This is a genomic window from Methylobacterium sp. P3_A11, assembly GCF_056403155.1.
On record NZ_JBFUGA010000014.1, the window covers coordinates 46,805 to 64,318 of the forward strand.

Consider the following 17,514-nt stretch of genomic DNA (forward strand, 5'->3'; position numbering starts at 1 on the left):
GCGCTCCGAGTGAGGATCGGCATACACTGCGGCCTCACCCATCACTTGCAACCCCTGCCCTGCGCGGCATTGTTGGCGAAGCAGCCTACGACGCCGCGAGCTTTCTGGTGCCGCAGGACCCGGAGTCGAAGAACCGCTGGGTCGGTCAGGGCGTTCGGACGATGTTCACGCTCTACAACAAGGTGACCGCTCTCTGCCCGTCCGATCGCTGGTCCTGCTCGCCCGGCGGCTCGTGGGATTTTTCGGGCCGTCCGCGCGGCGAGATCGCCGAAGACCTCATGATGTGGGCGGCGGACCGGCACATGGGGGATGAGGCTGGGATGTGCCGCCTGATCGCCGGGCTCACCGTCTCGCCCGATCAGTGGAATGCCTATGCGTCGCTCATCATCGAGCGGCTGCAAGGTTTCCAGCCCGGCATGGCGGCGCGTGAGATCACGAGCTGCAACTCGTTCGAACCTGCCGATATGAAGCGAAAGTGCACCGCCCTCTTCATCAACGGCTCGGCGCGGTCCGAGACCAGCCGCACCTTCGTGGGTGCGATGACCGCTGCCGTCATTGAACGCTTTGCCGAAGCGCTCGGACCGCTGCGCGCGCTCGTCGTCGGCGAGGAATGGGGCCAGCTCTACGTTTCAAATTTCTATGAAGTGCTGACACTTTACCGCCAGGGCGGGATCAACTTCCTCGGCGTGTTTCAGAACGAGGCGGCTCAGATCGAGACGCGACATGGGCGTGAGATAGCGCGTATCTGGAAGAAAGCCGTTGCGCACACGCTCTATCGCGGTTTGCCAGACAGCGACCCGCTCAAGGAAATCGAGCACCGCTCCGGAAAAACCTCGGTGATGGTGCCCGGCTTCAATGTGAACTCCAACCAGGTGAACGGCTCGGGTGATAACCTCGTGGAACATGCACGCCGCCTTCCTTCAGGCCGAGGATATCCGACGCGCGACAGGTGGTGAAGCAGCTTTGCTGGATGCGCGAGACTGGGGATTTTTTGTCGTTAAGGTGCCTGAATTTTTGGATGCGCCTAGATACGGAGGAGTTCTTGAGAGATGCGCGAGAAAAATCTTAGTGGCATAACGCGAGCATACTCTTACCTAAGTCACATGGGGCTTCTGCTCGTGTCCGCACTGAGTCCGTTTGGGGCCATTCGGACACACCTGTGCTCATTCGCCCCCGGGCAGAACAGAAAGCCCGAGTTGCCTCAAGAAGGCGTTGTGCCTAGAAGTTGCCTCCCCAATCTGCTTTTGGATTTCGACTAGCTCGGCTTGAGTGGCCGACAGCTCAATTTCTTCCGCACCCAGAGCAGTGCTGATGTAGCGAGATATGTTGAGGTTGAAGCCTTCCTCAGCAATTCGATCCATACTTACGCGCTTGGAATAGCAGTCCTCTTCCGTACGGAATTGGTAAGTAGAGATAATCTTGCCGATATGATCCGGCGTCCCATTCTTGCCATCTCCTAATTTGTTCTGCCGCTTATCCTTCAAAAAGTGCTCCGCCGCGTTGATGAAAAGCACGTCGTCCGGCTTTTTGCACTTCTTCAAAACAATGATGCAGACCGGGATTCCTGTTGAATAGAACAGGTTCGCTGGTAGGCCTATGACAGTGTCGATGTGACCATCCTTCAGCAGCTTGGTGCGAATGCGCTCTTCCGCCCCGCCCCTAAATAGTACCCCGTGAGGGAGGATGATGGCCATCACACCCTCATCCTTTAGATAGTGGAAACCGTGTAGCAGAAAGGCGAAATCCGCGGCTGACTTGGGCGCCAGCCCATAGTTTTTGAACCGCACATCGTCGCCCATTGCCTCGGTTGGCTCCCAGCGCAAGCTGAAGGGCGGATTTGCAACGATCGCATCGAAGGAGGGCTTTTTGGCGGGGTTCAACTCCCGGAGGATGTCCCAATCATTAGTGAGAGTATCGCCGTGGTAGATTTCGAATTCCGTGTCTTTCACCCCGTGCAGCAGCATGTTCATGCGGGCGAGGTTGTAAGTGGTGATGTTTTTTTCCTGTCCGTATATTCGACCGATACCATGCGTCCCCATGCGCTTGCGCACATTCAGTAGCAGCGAGCCAGAGCCGCACGCGAAATCGAGCAGGCTGGCGAGCCGCTCTCTCTTACCGGTTGCGGGCTCCTGGCTGTCGAGTGTCACGATAGCGGAAAGGATGTCTGACACCTGCTGCGGGGTATAGAACTCACCCGCCTTCTTCCCCGAACCAGCGGCGAATTGGCCAATCAGATATTCGTAAGCGTCACCGAGCGCATCCACATCCGAGGAAAAGTCGGCGAGCCCTTTGGCAATCTCAGTGATGATGGCGCAGAGTTTAGCGTTGCGCTCACCGTACGTCCGGCCGAGCTTGTCAGAGGCGAGATTGATTTCCGAGAACAGGCCGCCGAACGTGCTCTGGAACGACTCGTTTTCGATATATTTGAAGCCCGCCTGCAGCGTGTTCAGTAGTTCATCGTTCTGGGTGCGTGCCATATGGGCGATGCTGGTCCAGAGGTGTTCCGGTTTGATCAGGTAATGCGCCTTGAGTCGCATCTGCTTTTCAAAAGCACCAACATCATCGGGGTTCTCCGCATACCAAACAGAAAGAGGTGAGCGCCCGCCGTTGCCGATCGCATTGGGATCTGGGTAGTCGCGCCCGAGCTCCTTCTTCGCGGCCATCTCGTAATTGTCAGAGAGGTAGCGCAGAAAGAGGAACGACAGCATATAATCGCGGAAATCGTCCGCATTCATCGCACCACGAAGCGTATCGGCGATGTTCCAGAGCGTTTTGCCCAGTTGCTTTTGGTTTTGGTCTTTCATTGTGCAGGAACTTCCTCAGGGGCAGGCGCTAGGGTTGCAGTGTGGGCAGGAACAATTCCCGGCAGGGCAAACTCGAACCGCGTGATGAAGTCGCGCAGGATACGGCGGAAAAGTTTTTTGTTGTCCTCCCCCATCTCTGTAGGTTCATGGATGGCATAGGCGCCGTGGCTCAGAAGGTTGAGTGCACGGTTAAACAGCGCCCTGTCTTCAGCGTTGTCGAGCGCCTTCAGGCAAAAGGCAATGCTCGGGTGCCCGAAGAACGAGGCAGTTTTCTCCATTACACTGCGCAGGGCGTTAAAGTGGAACGTGTAGAGCTTGCCTTTATCGAGATCGGCCGCACGCTGCAACTCAGCCAACGTAGCGACGTGGTGAAAGAAGGGGGTGTCTTGTGTATTCTGAAGAGTATAGGTGCCGTCGCTGCCCGGACGATGCAAAAAATAGCGCCGATGTTCGATCGACGGCGCGTCATCTATCTTTCTGCCCACTTCGTTGCACATGACGTTGAAGAACAACGCGTGATGCGAAGAGAAGATTACCTTGATAGGGGATGTTGCACCATCGGCATTCTTTCGCGTGGCCGCCCAACGCAGGAGCTTGGCTAAGTCACAGGCGACGGTAATGGCGTTGTTGTCGTCCAGCGACGAGATCGGGTCATCGATGTAAAGATACTTCTTCCCCTGATAAGATTCATGCCCATCCAGCATCCGTTCGCAGATTGCCATGAAGATGCACCAGATGAAGATGTTTTGCTCGCCCCTTGAGATCTTGATGTTGGTATGTTCGCCCTTTCGAAAGCTTACGAAATCAGGCCTGGAGATAGTTTCATTGCCCTGCTCAACGTTCTTGTAGGTGAAGTCAAAATCGAAGTCGGCGTAGCGATAAAGGTAGCGGGCAATAGTCTCGTCCAACGCAAGTTCCGTCATAGCACTGAAGAAAGACGATTTTTCGTTCAATTGAAGCTGGCGCACGCTGTCGCCCTCAAGGTCGTTTTCCCAGACGAACAGATCCTCGGTGAAGGCGTTGAAATAGAGCGTGTCGGGAGTGCCGGTTGGATTCTTCTTGTTCTTGCGCTTCCCCGCGTCCTTGAATTCCATCGACAGGCGTGTCTTCCCGGTGCGATTGTAAGCATAGATCAACACCAAAGAGGCCGGACCCGTCGGATTATTCAAATCATCACGAAGCCGAGCGACCAAGGATTTCAGATTCTTATATGTGCTCATGCGTCAGCCTGCCCGACGTGTGGGAAAAGCTGTTGCATCAGCCCCTTCTTGTGGGTCTTGAGGGTGGCGAGCTTGACGCTCTCGGCGGCGATAAGCTCGTCGATGGAGGTGAGACAATCGGCGATCCGCTGTTGTTCTGCGTCGCCTGGAACCGGAAGTTTAATTTTTTTTAGTTGATTAAGTGACAGAACTGTTTGCGAAGTTCCAACACTGAACATCCCTATAAATCTCGAGAAAGCCGAAAAAAGCTCAATAAAAAACTTGTTCGACCCGTGCAAAATCCGGAATACAGGATAGTAAACGCTCACTATTCCAGTTGTGCCGAGGTTGTTTTCGTTAAAATAGAAGCGTCGGTCGTCACTTCGACTTCGATAAGTCACATAATTCGGAGGGATTACATTGAAGCCGATATTATTCCTCTCGGTGATACGATCATTGTCATAATATTCCCGCTGCCTCACTAGGCCGCTTCGAGCAGAAGTCATAACTTCATATTCATCTTGAGCAGTCGATTGCTCGCGAAACTCCTCGATGAATTTGGCCAGCGGCACTTCTTTCCAATCGCCTTGATCCCGAAATTCGGAGAAACGAAGTCGTGGTTGAGTTTCCCCTTCTAGAGGAAAAAGCTGTTGCATCAGCCCCCTTTTGTGAGCCTTCAGCGCCACCACTTTCCGCGCCTGCGCCTCAATCAGCGCCTCCGTAGAAGCAAGGCAGTCGGCGATCTTGTGTTGTTCTTGAAGCGAGAAAGTCCCGCTGGGGATCGGTACAGGCAAGGCCAGTAGATCCCGGTCGCCAATGCTTAGTGAGCCATGAGCGCGGGCACCAACTTCAACAAACTTTCGCAGCCATCGCCCATGTAAATTTTGGAGAAACAGATAGTTCAAGTAGACCGGAGATATCACATTTTCCTTTACGCGGAAGCACGTGAATATACTGTTGGGGACCGAAGCGATCTCTTCGCCACTGTAAAGCGCAATAAATCCTTCCGGGTATTCCTTTGTCGCGCTTTTGTTGTAGGCAAAGTCATTCTTTTCTATGAGCAGATAGTTCTTATATGAGCTCCCAGCAATTACCCGCCCAAACTTCTCCATCTGGCTTACAAGGCCGACACCAGAAGTGATGCTCATCGGCACGCTAGTATTATCCCCGACCTTCTTGGTGCTGATCAACGCAACAGAGCCAAGAGGAACACTCTCCCACGGTCCTGCCTCACGAAATTCCGGAAAGCGTCGTTTTGGCACCAATGCAGTTAGACCGCCCTTCGCAACAGACAATTTCACCTTACTGCTCATAGGCGCTCAACCCCGAGATTTCGCGGCCACCAGCGCGCTTCAGCAGCAGCGGTATTAGATCAGCCATCAGGTCCAGCTCCTTTACCCGCCGCGCTTTCCAGTTGAGGCCAAGGGGTTCCATCAGGTCGGTCAGCGCCTCGCCATCGAAGATCATCCGTTGTAGGATGCCGTCAATGAAGTGGTGAAGCGCGTTGGTGGCCAGCCCGTGCTTGCCCGCGATGCCCGCTAGTTCCGCCGCATTCTTCTCGGCCTTGAAGCGGCTATAGCCCTCGCGGATGGCCTTCTCGCTCAGACCTTCGCCCGCCTTCAGCGTGGCGATGTAGGCGGCGATATCCTCTCGCTGGTCCATGAACTTGGCATCGGACTGGATGAGGCCGATTAGCTGCTCACGGCTCATCTTCTGCTTGCCGGGAGTCGCCTCGGAATAGCGAGCGATCAGACCCATGATGTAGTCATAGTCGATGACGGCCGAGGCAAAGAGGACGAACTCGAAATCTAGCTGGTCAACTTCCTGTGTCGGCTTATCCACGCCTTTGCCCTGCTGGGTACGAAGGCGCTGGGCGGTTTCCAGGTAGGCGCCGCGGAAGCCGAGGAGGTTGTCGCGCGGCAGAACCTGCTCAATCGCCGCGGTGTTTTCGGGGGTCAGGTCAGTATACTGGTCAAGCTGGGTCTTGAGTCGCTGGACCTCCTTGAAATGCTCGATGAAGGCCGCGCGAGCGGCGTCGCCCTTCAGGTTGGGCACGGCCTCGGGCGCATAATCGAGCCCCTGGGACTTCATGAAGGCATCAAGCTTCTGCACCGCGTCTTCGAGTTTCTGAATGACCACGGGAGCTTTGTCGACAAGCCAGATCTCTCGGGCCTTCTCGGCGGCGGCCTCGCCTGAGAAGAGGGCAATGGCTGTATCGACAGCGGCTTGCTGTTGGCGGAAGTCGAGGATATTGCCATAGGGCTTGGTGGCGTTCAGCACACGATTGGTGCGCGAGAAGGCCTGTATCAGACCGTGATGCTTCAGATTCTTATCAACGTATAGGGTGTTCAGAAACTTCGAGTCAAAACCGGTGAGCAGCATGTCTACCACGATTGTGATGTCGATCTTGTGGTGCGGCTGATTGGGGTAAGCCTTGCGCAGGTCGGCATCAGGCCATTGCTGGTCTTTAATGCGCTTCTGAACGTCCTGATAATATAAGTCAAAGTCCCCGATCGTATGGTTGGTTCCGTAGTGGGCGTTGTAGTCCGCAAGGATGGCCTTAAGGGCCTCCTTCTTCTTCTCTGGCTCGACAGCGTTGTCCTCTTTTTCTGTCGGCAGGTCTTCCTGGATCTGCTTCACATCAGGATCGCCCTCGGCAGGAGGCGAGAAAACGCAGGCGATGTTCAGTGGCTGAAAATTGGAATCGGCGGCGAGCTTCTCAGCCTGCATGAGCCTAAATAGCGCGTGATATTCGATGGCGTCATTGATTGACGACGTGGCGAGCAAAGCGTTGAACCGGCGCTGACCGGTTGCTGCGTCATGTTTGGTCAGGATCGCTTCGACGATCGCGCGCTTGGCCAGCGGCTCGCCCGGCTTCGGCTGCGATTTGCCCTGCGGTTTAAAGTAGTCGACATGAAAGCGAAGGACGTTTCCATCTTCGATGGCATGGGTGATGGTATAGGTATGGAGACGCTGCTGGAAGAGGTCTTCCGTCGTCTTCATGCTGGCCTGCGCATCTTCGATCTTCTGCTGGGCAGCATTCTGATCGAAGATGGGTGTTCCGGTAAAACCGAAGAGCTGCGCCCGTGGGAAGAATTCCTTAATCGCTCTGTGGTTTTCGCCGAACTGTGACCGATGGCATTCGTCGAAGATAAAGGCGATCCGTTTGTCGCGAAGGGTCTCAAGCTGTTCCTTGAAGGATTTCTTGCCATCCTTCTTCTGCTGCTTGTTGCGCTTGCTGTTCTCGTCGAGCGCGAGGCCGAGCTTCTGAATCGTACAGACGATTACCTTGTCGGAGTAGTCATCTGAAACCAGGCGGCGAACAAGGGACGCCGTGTTGGTATTTTCCTCGACGCAACCTTCCTGGAACTTGTTGAACTCCTCGCGCGTCTGCCGATCGAGGTCCTTTCGGTCCACGACGAAGAGGCATTTCTCAATATCCGGATTGTCCTTCAGCAGCGTTGACGCCTTAAACGAAGTCAGCGTCTTGCCGCTGCCGGTAGTGTGCCATATGTAGCCATTACCGCAGTCTTGCGCGATGGAGTCGACAATCGCCTTCACTGCGTAAACCTGGTACGGCCGCATCATCAGAAGCTTCTGCTCGCCCGCGACCAGGACCATATAACGGCTGATGGTCTGGCCAAGCGTACACTTGACGAGAAAGGTCTCGGCGAAGCTATCGAGATAAACAATCTTTTTATTGTCTACGTCGGCGAACTCGTAGACCGGCAGGAAACGCTCCTCGGCATTGAAGGCGAAGTGGCGCGCATTGTTGTTCGCGAAGTAGAATGTCCTATCTCGGTTGCTGACAATGAAAAGCTGAAGAAAGCACAAGATTGTCTTTGTATAGCCGTTTCCGGGGTCGTTCTTGTAATCTACAATCTGCTCCATTGCACGACGTGGGCTTATGCCGAGGGTTTTGAGCTCGATCTGAACTACCGGAACGCCGTTAATCAGAAGAATGACGTCATACCGATGATGGCTATTGTCCGTGTTGATGCGAAGTTGGTTGACTACCTCGAAGGTGTTCTTGCACCAGTCCTTGATGTTGACGAGCGTGTAGTTAAACGGTGTCCCATCATCACGTGTAAAGCTGTTGCGCTCGCGAAGTGTTCGGGCAGCGGTGAAAACGTCAGGGGTGACAATTTCGTCTACTAGCCTCTGAAATTCGCCGTCGGTGAGGGTGACCTGGTTTAGGCTCTCGAACTTCTTCCGGAAGTTGTGCTCCAGCGCCGCACGATTTCGAATATCGGGGCGATGTTCGTACTTGAGGTCCTTTAGCTTTGAGACCAAGGCCTCCTCTAGATCGCGTTCGGGTTTGTTAGTTGTCATCAATAAAGCTCAGTTTTTTCGGACGCCAGCCGGATGGGCCGGCTGGCTCTTGTTCAAGTTCCTGTCTTCGCCGCCAACTTCGCTGTTCTTCAATCTTTCGTATTCCTCAACTGACATCACCACCACGACTGGACGACCATGCTTGGCGACCATGACTGGCTCGGCGCGAGCCAAATCGATCAAACGTCCAAAGCTGTACTTGGCGTCCTTCGCCGACATGCTATGCATGGCGCGGCCCCTGTTTAAATCAGAGCTTACTATGGCCATTCTGGCCATTTTATCAAGACATCTTCGGCTGGTTCCACAAGCCCGCGCATGATTTCGCAACTTAGCGCGTTCCAGTATCGGTCGTTCCAGCGCCGCGTCGGGCGGAAGGCGTTGGATTTCGTTATCGGGCGCTTTTTGGAAAGCGCGATCCTAGGCAGCGACCGGCTGGCAGACGACATATAGCCAAAGGTGCTGTCGCCCGTGGGCATTCAGCAAGAGAGTCGCGATCACAAGGAGCGGCAGCGCCCGCTTTGAGCATCCGTCGTTTGGCATCGGAGGCCTCCTTGTGGGATTGGACTCAGTCTCACGCTCACCGGCGAAGATCGCCGCGAACCCCAGAGGGGAAGAGCGAACCCGCCTTCGATCGCCCTGCTGATCCCGGCCCCAGGCTGACGAGTCCGAGCGCAAGCATGTTCGCAGGTGGCAGCATTCACCCGGATGGTGCGGAAGGCGGTTGACGGCGTGAAGGTGCGCGATCCTTGGCGGAAAGGTCGTGGCGCAAAGCCAGCGGCCTTAGAGCGTCGGAGCGCGACAGCACCGGAGCGCCGTCAAGGGACGCATGGGTCCTGCGATGCTCGCAGGCTTGTCGCTGGTCCGTCAGGACTGAGAGGCGGCAAGCCGGAGGGAAACCGCCCGCAAGGGCGGCATCGTGGGTGCGGCCCGTACCGCCTTCACGGTCCGGGTGAATGCGGATCGCAGCGCCGCGCCGTGTCAACCGCGCATCCAATCCGGCGCGAGGGTTGGCCTTCCGGGAGGATTAGGGTCCAGAGGCTCGAAGGCTCGCGGTCGCGTCCAGTACCAGTGCCCGAAGAAGGGCTGCGCCAGCTACGGCAAGGCCATTCGCCGCGACGTGATCGAGGGCGAGTTCGCGGCCATTTCGAGAAACGCCTAGCCGCAGTCGCAGCTGTTCGATGTCGCGACCGCGATGATGAAGGACCTCTGGAACCGCAGCTCGTACTCGATTGCGCCCTCCCCAGGGATGGCGATGCCGTGCGCTGTTACGTCAGATGTTACGTTCGGGTCAGGCGAGAAAGCCCAAAACGGGCATTTCTGCATCTAAGCCTTTGAACTGATTGGTGGGCGCACTAGGGTTCGAACCTAGGACCCGCTGATTAAGAGTCAGCTGCTCTACCAACTGAGCTATGCGCCCGATCGCATCTGCGATCGCCCGGCGGCCACCAAGTCCGTCCGGGGTGGCGGGCTGATACCAACGCGGCCGGGGACTGTCCACCCCCGATCGCAGCTTTTTCTCATTCTGCCGCCGCATGCTGTGCATGCACCCGCACCGCATGGGCCGAGAGCTTGTTCAGCGCCGAGAGATACGCCTTTGCCGACGCCACCAGCGTGTCCGGATCGGCGCCGCGGGCGGTGACGCTGCGCTCGCCGTCCCGCAGGCGCACCGACACCTCCGCCTGCGCATCCGTGCCGCCGGTCACGGCATGGACCTGATAGAGCTCCAGCTGCGCCTGATGCGGCACCAGGGCGGTGATGGCGTTGAACACGGCGTCCACCGGCCCGTTGCCGTCCGCCTCCTCGATCCGCGTGCCGGTCTCGTCGGTGATGCGCAGGGTCGCGCGCTGCGGTCCCCGGGTGCCGGCGATCACCGACAGGGAGACCAGCCGGATCCGGTCGTGGGCCGTGGCGAGGTTCTCGTCGACCAGCGCCTCGATATCCTCGTCGTAGACGTGCTTCTTGCGGTCGGCCAGTTCCTTGAACCGCTCGAACGCGTCCTGGAACTGGTTGTCGGACAGGTGCAGGCCGAGATCCTCCAGCTTGGAGCGGAACGCCGCCCGGCCGGAATGCTTGCCCATCACCAGGGAGGTCTTGGTCAGGCCCACCGAGGCCGGGGTCATGATCTCGTAGGTCTCGGCGTTCTTGAGCATGCCGTCCTGGTGGATGCCGCTCTCATGCGCGAAGGCGTTGCGGCCGACGATCGCCTTGTTGAACTGCACCGGGAAGTTCGTGGCGTGGCTCACGAGCTTCGAGGCGCGGGTCAGCATCGTCGATTCGACGCCGGTCTCGTAGGGCAGCACGTCGGCGCGGGTGCGCAGCGCCATCACGATCTCCTCGAGCGCGGCGTTGCCGGCCCGCTCGCCGATGCCGTTGATGGTGCACTCGACCTGCCGGGCACCCCCCTCGATGCCCGCCAGGGAGTTGGCGATGGCGAGGCCCAGGTCGTTGTGGCAGTGGACCGAGAACACGGCCTTGTCGGCATTCGGCACGCGCTCGCGGACGTTCGCGAACATCTCGCGATACTCGGATGGCGTGGCGTAGCCGACCGTGTCGGGGAGATTGATCGTCGTGGCGCCGGCCTTGATGGCGGCCTCGACGCAGCGGCACAGGTAGTCGAGGGGCGTGCGCGTCGCATCCATGGCCGACCATTCCACGTCCTCGACGAGGTCGCGGGCCTGGGCCACGGTCTTCAGGATGATCTCGATGACCTCGTCCTGGCTCTTGCGCATCTGGTGCGCGAGGTGGATCGGCGAGGTCGACACGAAGGTGTGGATCCGCGCGCGCTTGGCGTGGCGCACGGCCTCGCCGGCCCGGGCGATGTCGGCGGGAATCGCGCGGGCGAGGCCCGCGATGGTGGCGCGCTTGGTGCGACGGGCGATCTCAGACACCGCCTCGAAATCGCCGTTGGAGGCGATCGGGAAGCCGGCCTCGATGATGTCGACGCCCATCGTGTCGAGCAGCTCCGCGACCGCGAGCTTCTCGTCGAAGGTCATGGTGGCGCCGGGGCACTGCTCGCCGTCACGGAGCGTGGTGTCGAAGATCAGGATCCGGTCGCGGGCGGAGGCGGTGTTGGTCGTGGTCATGGCATTACCCTGTCGCGGGCCGCCCGGCTCGTGATGGCGCGGCGCGGCGTGATGCCCTCGCGGGCGGATTCGCGAATGAAAGAACTCCCCTGAAGGCCCAGGCGCGCGCCCGGACGGCCCTCAGGGGCGGGTAAGCAGAAGCGGAAGAGCAAGCCCGACGCGGCGCGCGCGCGACCGCGGCGCCGTCATGGCGGCGCGGGCGATCTCGGGCGCTGAGCCGGCTCTGGCCAAGGCTCGTCTCTCCTGTCGGCGACCCGCGCGGAGTGGTCTCACGGCGCGGTGCTGCCCGTAGGTAGCCCCGGAGCGGTCGGAACACAAGCGAGACCCGCGCCTCCGGCCGCACCGTCAGGCGCAGGCGAAGTCGGGAACGGCGGCGTCCGGCGGATCGGCGAGGACCGCCGCCGCGAGATCGTCGTAGAACAGCATCTGACCGGCGGCCCAGCGCTCGAATTCCAGCAGCAGCGTCGGGTCGAAGGCGGTCAGGCGGCCGTCGGCGATCCGGATCCATCCGGCGGCGTCCGCCTCGCCGAGCAGATTTCCGACATGCGCCCGCGATACGTCCAGCCGCTCGGCGAGGCCGCGCAGGCTCAGCGGTGCCGCCGTCGGCGCCCGCGGTATCGTGGCGGCGTAGTGGGCACCGACCAGGGCAACGAGCAGGGGGTAGCCGCAGTCCCGGCGGGCGAAATGGAGGATCCGCGGGAACGGTGCGATGAGCGCCCCGTGCCGCAGCACATGGGCCGCCGCCCGGCGGACAAGTTCGCCGAGCCGGTCGGGAGCGGCCAACCCCGCGGCGCGGCCCGGATCGCGCTGCGCGACGGCGTCCATGGCGGCGACGAAGAGGCGCCCGGATCGTCCGATCTCGGTCACCAGGGCCGGCGAGGCCCGCAGGCACTTCACGCGCCCATCGCACCGATCCGCGAACGCGGTGACGAACCGCCCGGCCTTCAGGGCCGACACGAAGCCGGCCGTCTGCCGGGGGCTCAGTCCGACCATCGCCTGGAGGGCCGTCAGTGTCGGGCGTGGGCCTCCCTGGTGGCGCCACGCATAGTCGTTGTGGATCAGCATGAACGAGACCAGGTAGCGTTCGAACTGATTGAGCAATTTGTGACTGGGCCAAACGATCTGCGATGGATCGATCATGGCCTGACAGTAACCGGCGAGCGCCTCGCGGAAATCTCGCTCGGATCGAAGGAGATCGATCCGCTCCCGGAAATGATCATCCAACATTCGTGCCCCGCAGCCGCCGGACCCATGACCCCGGGATGCCCCGCGCACGGGATTCGGTCCAGTCTTTCCTGCAAAGTTTGGACTCGATGATGAAGAACCGTCCGGATTACGACTGGGTCTGCTCGGCCTATCCCCGCCGGGACGAGCGGTCCGCCGGGCCATGCCGGCATGGAATGCGAAGGGATCATCGATCGTGTGCGCGCGGCATCGAGCCTTCCTCTCACGGCGCGGCCTGCTCACGGCCGTCGCGGCCGGCACATTGGCGGCCGCTTCCGCCCGGATCCGGTGCGCCGAAGCGGCCCCCGGCGGGGCGGGGTCTCGCGCCATCACGCCCGAGGAGGCCCTGGCACGGCTGCGAGACGGCAACGGCCGCTACGCCGCCAACGCGCCCGCCAACCGGGACTTCTCGGCCGGTCGCGCCGCCCGGGCCGGCGCGCAGCATCCGATCGCCTGCATCCTCGGCTGTGCCGATGCCCGGGTCGCCCCGGACTTCATCTTCGACCAGGGACCGGGCGATCTCTTCGTCGTCCGTGTCGCCGGCAACTTCGTGAACACCGACGGCCTCGCCAGCCTCGAATACGGCGTGTCGGTTCTGGGCGCCCCGCTGATCCTCGTCCTCGGCCATTCCGATTGCGGGGCCGTGAAGGCCACGATCGACGCCATGAAGACCAACGCCGTGCTTCCCGGCCATCTGCCGGCGCTGATCGATGCGATCCGCCCGGCGGTCGATCTGGCCGAGAAGGCGCGGGCGCCGGATCCCCTCGCCGAGGCCATCGCCCAGAACGTCCGTCACACCGTCAGGCGGCTGGAGCAGGCGGGGCCGATCCTCGCGGAGGCCGTCGCCGCTGGGCGGGTGAAGGTCGTGGGCGGCTACTACGAGATCGCCACCGGCAAGGTCGCGTTCCTCTGATCCGGGGCGCGGCCCGCCCCGACGGGCTCGCGGGCGCCTTGCCCAAGCGCCTCGCCAGAAGCCTCTTGCCCGAGCGCCTTGCCAATGACGGTCTGCCCTCGATAAAGCCCGCCGGCACGTCGAGACAAACCCGCGAGACCGTCATGGCCAGCTACAAGCTCCTGCTCCTCCCCGGCGACGGGATCGGCCCGGAAGTCGCCGGCGGCATGCAGGTCGTGCTCGATACGCTCAAGGATACCGGCCTCGCCACCTTCGAGATCGAGACCGACCTCGTCGGCGGCTGCGCGATCGACGCCCACGGCCGCCCCCTCGCGGACGAGACGCTGGCGCGCGCCAAGGCTGCCGACGCGATCCTGCTCGGCGCCGTCGGCGGTCCGAAATGGGCGAGCGTCGCCTACGAGAACCGCCCCGAGGCCGGCCTGCTGCGCCTGCGCAAGGAACTCGACCTGTTCGCCAACCTGCGCCCGGCGATCTGCTACCCGGCGCTCGCCGAGGCCTCGGCGCTGAAGCGCGAGCTGGTCGAGGGCCTCGACATCATGATCGTCCGGGAACTCACCGGCGGCGTCTATTTCGGCGAGCCGAAGGAGATCACCACCCTGGAGGACGGCTCCAAGCGCGCGGTCGACACCCAGGTCTACACGACGGCCGAGATCGAGCGGATCGCCCACGTGGCCTTTGACCTCGCCGGCAAGCGCTCGGGCCGGGTCGCCTCGGCCGAGAAGCACAACGTGATGAAGTCCGGCGTCCTCTGGAAGGAGGTCGTCACCAAGGTCCACGCCGAGCACTATGCGCAGATCGAGCTGGAGCACATCCTGGCCGACAACTGCGCCATGCAGCTGGTGCGCCGGCCGAAGCAGTTCGACGTGCTGGTGACCGACAACCTGTTCGGCGACGTCCTGTCCGACATCGCCGCCATGCTGACCGGCTCCCTCGGAATGCTGCCCTCGGCGTCCCTCGGCGCGGTCGACGCGAGCGGCCTGCGCCGCGCGCTCTATGAGCCGGTTCACGGCTCGGCCCCCGACATCGCCGGCCAGGACAAGGCCAACCCGATCGCCATGATCGGCTCGCTTGCCATGTGCCTGCGCTACTCCTTCGGGCTCGGCGACGCCGCCGACGCCCTGGACGGCGCCATCACGGACGCCCTCGCGGGCGGCGCGCGCACCGCCGACATCGCCGCCGCGGGCGCGAACCCGATGGGAACCCGCGCCATGGCGTCGGCGGTCTCCGACGCCCTCCGCGCACGGGTCGGCTGAGGCACGACTTCGGCGCGTCGCAGCATCGGGGCCGATCCCCAGCCGCGTGTTTCGACGCATGGCGGTCGGGCTCGACCTTCGCTATGACGCGCCCATCGAGGATTGGGAGCGTCATGAAGGCCGGAGACGGGGCGTCTGAGCGCGCGAGCGCGGATTTCGGCTTCGAGCGCGTGGCGCTCGACGAGAAGCAGGGGCGCGTGGACAGCGTCTTCCACTCGGTCGCCCGCCGCTACGACATCATGAACGACCTGATGTCGGCGGGCCTGCATCGGGCCTGGAAGGCGCAGCTCGTCTCGATGCTGCGGCCGCCACGGAACCGGCCCTTCGCGCATCTCGACGTGGCCGGTGGCACCGGCGACGTCGCCTTCCGGGTGCTGGCCGCGGGCGGCCCGCGGACCCGGGTGACGGTCCTCGACATCAACGAATCGATGCTGCGGGTCGGCGCCGAGCGGGCTCGGGAGCGGGAGGTCGACGAGGCCGGTGACCGGATCGCCTTCGTCACCGCGAACGCCGAGACGCTGCCGCTTCCCGACGCCTCGTTCGACGCCTACACGATCGCCTTCGGCATCCGGAACGTGCCGCGGATCGACGTAGCGCTCGCCGAGGCGCGGCGGGTGCTGAAGCCCGGTGGGCGGTTCCTCTGCCTCGAATTCTCCGCCGTCGACATCCCGCTGCTCGACCGGATCTACGACGCCTATTCCTTCAATGTGATCCCGCGCATCGGCGCCCGGGTGGCCGGTGATGCGGAATCCTACCGATACCTCGTGGAATCCATCCGGAAGTTCCCGACTCGCGGCGCATTCGCGGGAATGATCGAGCGCGCCGGCTTCCGCCACGTCACCGATCGGCCGCTCTCGGGCGGGATCGTGGCGATCCATTCGGGTTGGAAAGTCTCCTGATCTTGCCCCACGCGCGCGACCTCCCTCCCCCCTTCGCGGGGGACGATATCCTGTGCATCGGGGTGGGAGGAGGTAGCACCGCCGCGTCCGCGGTCGCGCGGGGCGGGAAGGCCGCTGCCTCCTCCGCCACCGTCGCCCGCTTCTCCCGAGTCCTGCCGACGCAGGGGCTTCCCTTTCCCGCAGAGGCGGGCGGGACAACGCGCTCATGATCGGCGCCGCGATCAACCTGTTTCGCGGGGCGCGGGTCGGCTTCGTGCTGGCTCGCGAGGGCGCGCTCGCCTTCGCGGACCCATCGGAACTGCCGCCGCACCTGCGCCTTGCACTCAGGATCGGCCGCACCCTGGAGCGGCCGGGTCTCGACGACGGGGCCGCCCGGCTCTCGGCGGCGATGACCCGCCTCGGACCGTCCTACGTGAAGTTCGGGCAGTTCCTGGCGACCCGACCGGACATCGTCGGCGTGCGGGCAGCCTTCGATCTGGAGAAGCTGCAGGATCGAGTGCCGCCCTTCCCGCAGGCGGTCGCGGTTCGGACCGTCGAGGCCGCGCTTGGCAAGCCAGTGAGCGCGCTGTTCGTGTCGTTCAGCGAGCCGATCGCGGCCGCCTCCATCGCGCAGGTCCACAAGGCGATCGTGCAGGATCCTGACGGCACGCAGCGCGCCCTTGCCGTCAAGGTGATGCGGCCGGGCGTGCGCGAGCGGTTCATGCGCGATCTCGAGGTCATGCGCTTCATGGCCCGGGTGGTGCACGCCCTGTCCCCACAGGCCGAGCGGTTGCGCCCCCGCGAAGTGGTCGAGATCCTCGCCCGCTCCGTGCTGATGGAGATGGATTTCCGCCTGGAGGCGGCGGCGGCATCGGAACTCGCCGAAAACACCCGGGACGATGCCGACTTCCGCGTCCCGAGACCCGAATGGGAGCTGACCGCCCGCGAGGTGCTGTCGGCGGAATGGATCGACGGGACCCGCCTCCACAGTGCGGCCGAACTCGCCGCCGCGGGGCACGATCCGCAGACGATCGGGCGGACCGTCATCCAGAGCTTCCTGCGGCACGCGATCCGCGACGGCTTCTTCCACGCCGACATGCACCAGGGCAACCTGATGGTCGATGCCGAAGGCCGGCTGGTGGCGGTGGATTTCGGCATCATGGGCCGGCTCGGCCAGAACGAGCGCCGGTTCCTCGCCGAGATCCTGCTCGGATTCATCCTGCGTGACTATCGCCGCGTGGCGAAGGTGCATTTCGAGGCGGGCTACGTGCCGGCCCACCATTCCGTGGAGGATTTCGCTCAGGCGATCCGCGCGATCGGCGAGCCGATCCACCAGCGCCGGGCCGACGAGATCTCGATGGCCAAGGTGCTGACGCTCCTGTTCGACGTCACGGCCCTGTTCGACATGAGCACCCGGACGGAACTGGTGATGCTCCAGAAGACCATGGTGGTGGTCGAGGGTGTCGCCCGTTCCCTCGATCCCCGGCTCGACATGTGGACCACCGCCGAGCCGGTCGTGCGCACCTGGATCGCCCGCAACATGGGTCCGGTGGGCCGGGCGCAGAGCGGCCTGGAGGCTCTGCGGGTCGTCTCCGATGTGGTCAGCGACATTCCCGACCTCGCCCAGCGGCTCAAGCGCGTGCTGGTCCGCCTCGACGAGGCCGGCACCGGCGACGCCCGCCGTCTGGAGCGTTTCGCCAGGAACGAGCGTCTGCGGGCGATCTGGTCGACGCTCGCCCTGTGGGGCATCGCGATCGGAGCCCTGGTGCTGGCATTCCGGGGCCTGTGAGGCCGGGTCGGCCGCCGACCCGGGAGCGACGCGTCTCGA

12 protein-coding genes and 1 tRNA gene are annotated in these 17,514 nt (G+C 62.1%); 5 read left to right on the forward strand and 8 right to left on the reverse strand.

The genetic code is table 11. The features are described from left to right. Positions 1-107 precede the first annotated feature (107 nt). Positions 108-956, forward strand: coding sequence for a DEAD/DEAH box helicase family protein (locus tag AC1DXK_RS06880; RefSeq protein WP_477297263.1), 849 nt, complete (start codon positions 108-110; stop codon positions 954-956). A gap of 207 nt (positions 957-1,163) precedes the next feature. On the opposite strand, the gene AC1DXK_RS06885 is transcribed toward AC1DXK_RS06880, so the two are convergent. The 8 genes from AC1DXK_RS06885 to AC1DXK_RS06920 form a co-directional block, all read right to left on the reverse strand. Then, positions 1,164-2,804, reverse strand: a complete 1,641-nt coding sequence (locus AC1DXK_RS06885; protein ID WP_477297265.1) for a type I restriction-modification system subunit M — start codon at positions 2,802-2,804, stop codon at positions 1,164-1,166. Continuing rightward, entirely contained in the window at positions 2,801-4,024 is a 1,224-nt protein-coding gene (locus AC1DXK_RS06890; protein WP_477297266.1) for an AAA family ATPase, read from the reverse strand. Before AC1DXK_RS06890 ends, AC1DXK_RS06885 begins: the two co-directional genes overlap by 4 nt. Next, positions 4,021-5,316 (reverse strand): restriction endonuclease subunit S, encoded by a 1,296-nt coding sequence (locus tag AC1DXK_RS06895; protein WP_477297268.1) that lies wholly within the window; start codon positions 5,314-5,316, stop codon positions 4,021-4,023. Before AC1DXK_RS06895 ends, AC1DXK_RS06890 begins: the two co-directional genes overlap by 4 nt. Next, the gene (locus AC1DXK_RS06900) at positions 5,306-8,335 is read right to left on the reverse strand and encodes a type I restriction endonuclease subunit R (RefSeq protein WP_477297269.1); all 3,030 of its coding nucleotides are present in this window, start codon (positions 8,333-8,335) and stop codon (positions 5,306-5,308) included. The genes AC1DXK_RS06895 and AC1DXK_RS06900 overlap by 11 nt, the downstream gene beginning before the upstream one ends. Before the next feature lie 9 nt (positions 8,336-8,344). After that, positions 8,345-8,554 (reverse strand): type II toxin-antitoxin system prevent-host-death family antitoxin, encoded by a 210-nt coding sequence (locus tag AC1DXK_RS06905; RefSeq protein WP_477297270.1) that lies wholly within the window; start codon positions 8,552-8,554, stop codon positions 8,345-8,347. Between the two features lie 1,122 nt (positions 8,555-9,676). After that, positions 9,677-9,752 (reverse strand) — tRNA-Lys (locus AC1DXK_RS06910). A gap of 100 nt (positions 9,753-9,852) precedes the next feature. Further along, complete coding sequence (locus AC1DXK_RS06915) at positions 9,853-11,418, reverse strand: 2-isopropylmalate synthase (RefSeq protein WP_457103888.1); 1,566 nt, start codon at positions 11,416-11,418, stop codon at positions 9,853-9,855. Positions 11,419-11,763: 345 nt separating this feature from the next. After that, complete coding sequence (locus AC1DXK_RS06920; RefSeq protein ID WP_477297272.1) at positions 11,764-12,558, reverse strand: hypothetical protein; 795 nt, start codon at positions 12,556-12,558, stop codon at positions 11,764-11,766. Between the two features lie 280 nt (positions 12,559-12,838). Here AC1DXK_RS06920 and AC1DXK_RS06925 point away from each other — a divergent pair, with 280 nt between their 5' ends. From AC1DXK_RS06925 to ubiB, 4 genes are all read left to right on the forward strand, one after another. Next, positions 12,839-13,555: a carbonic anhydrase gene (locus AC1DXK_RS06925; RefSeq protein ID WP_457103886.1), complete on the forward strand. Its 717-nt coding sequence runs from the start codon at positions 12,839-12,841 to the stop codon at positions 13,553-13,555. Between the two features lie 143 nt (positions 13,556-13,698). After that, on the forward strand, positions 13,699-14,808 hold the full coding sequence (gene leuB / locus AC1DXK_RS06930) for a 3-isopropylmalate dehydrogenase (RefSeq protein WP_457103885.1): 1,110 nt from the start codon (positions 13,699-13,701) through the stop codon (positions 14,806-14,808). Positions 14,809-14,921: 113 nt separating this feature from the next. Further along, positions 14,922-15,707, forward strand: coding sequence for a bifunctional demethylmenaquinone methyltransferase/2-methoxy-6-polyprenyl-1,4-benzoquinol methylase UbiE (ubiE, locus tag AC1DXK_RS06935; RefSeq protein WP_457103884.1), 786 nt, complete (start codon positions 14,922-14,924; stop codon positions 15,705-15,707). A gap of 205 nt (positions 15,708-15,912) precedes the next feature. After that, the gene (ubiB, locus tag AC1DXK_RS06940) at positions 15,913-17,475 is read left to right on the forward strand and encodes a 2-polyprenylphenol 6-hydroxylase (RefSeq protein ID WP_457103883.1); all 1,563 of its coding nucleotides are present in this window, start codon (positions 15,913-15,915) and stop codon (positions 17,473-17,475) included. The last annotated feature ends 39 nt before the right edge of the window (positions 17,476-17,514 follow it).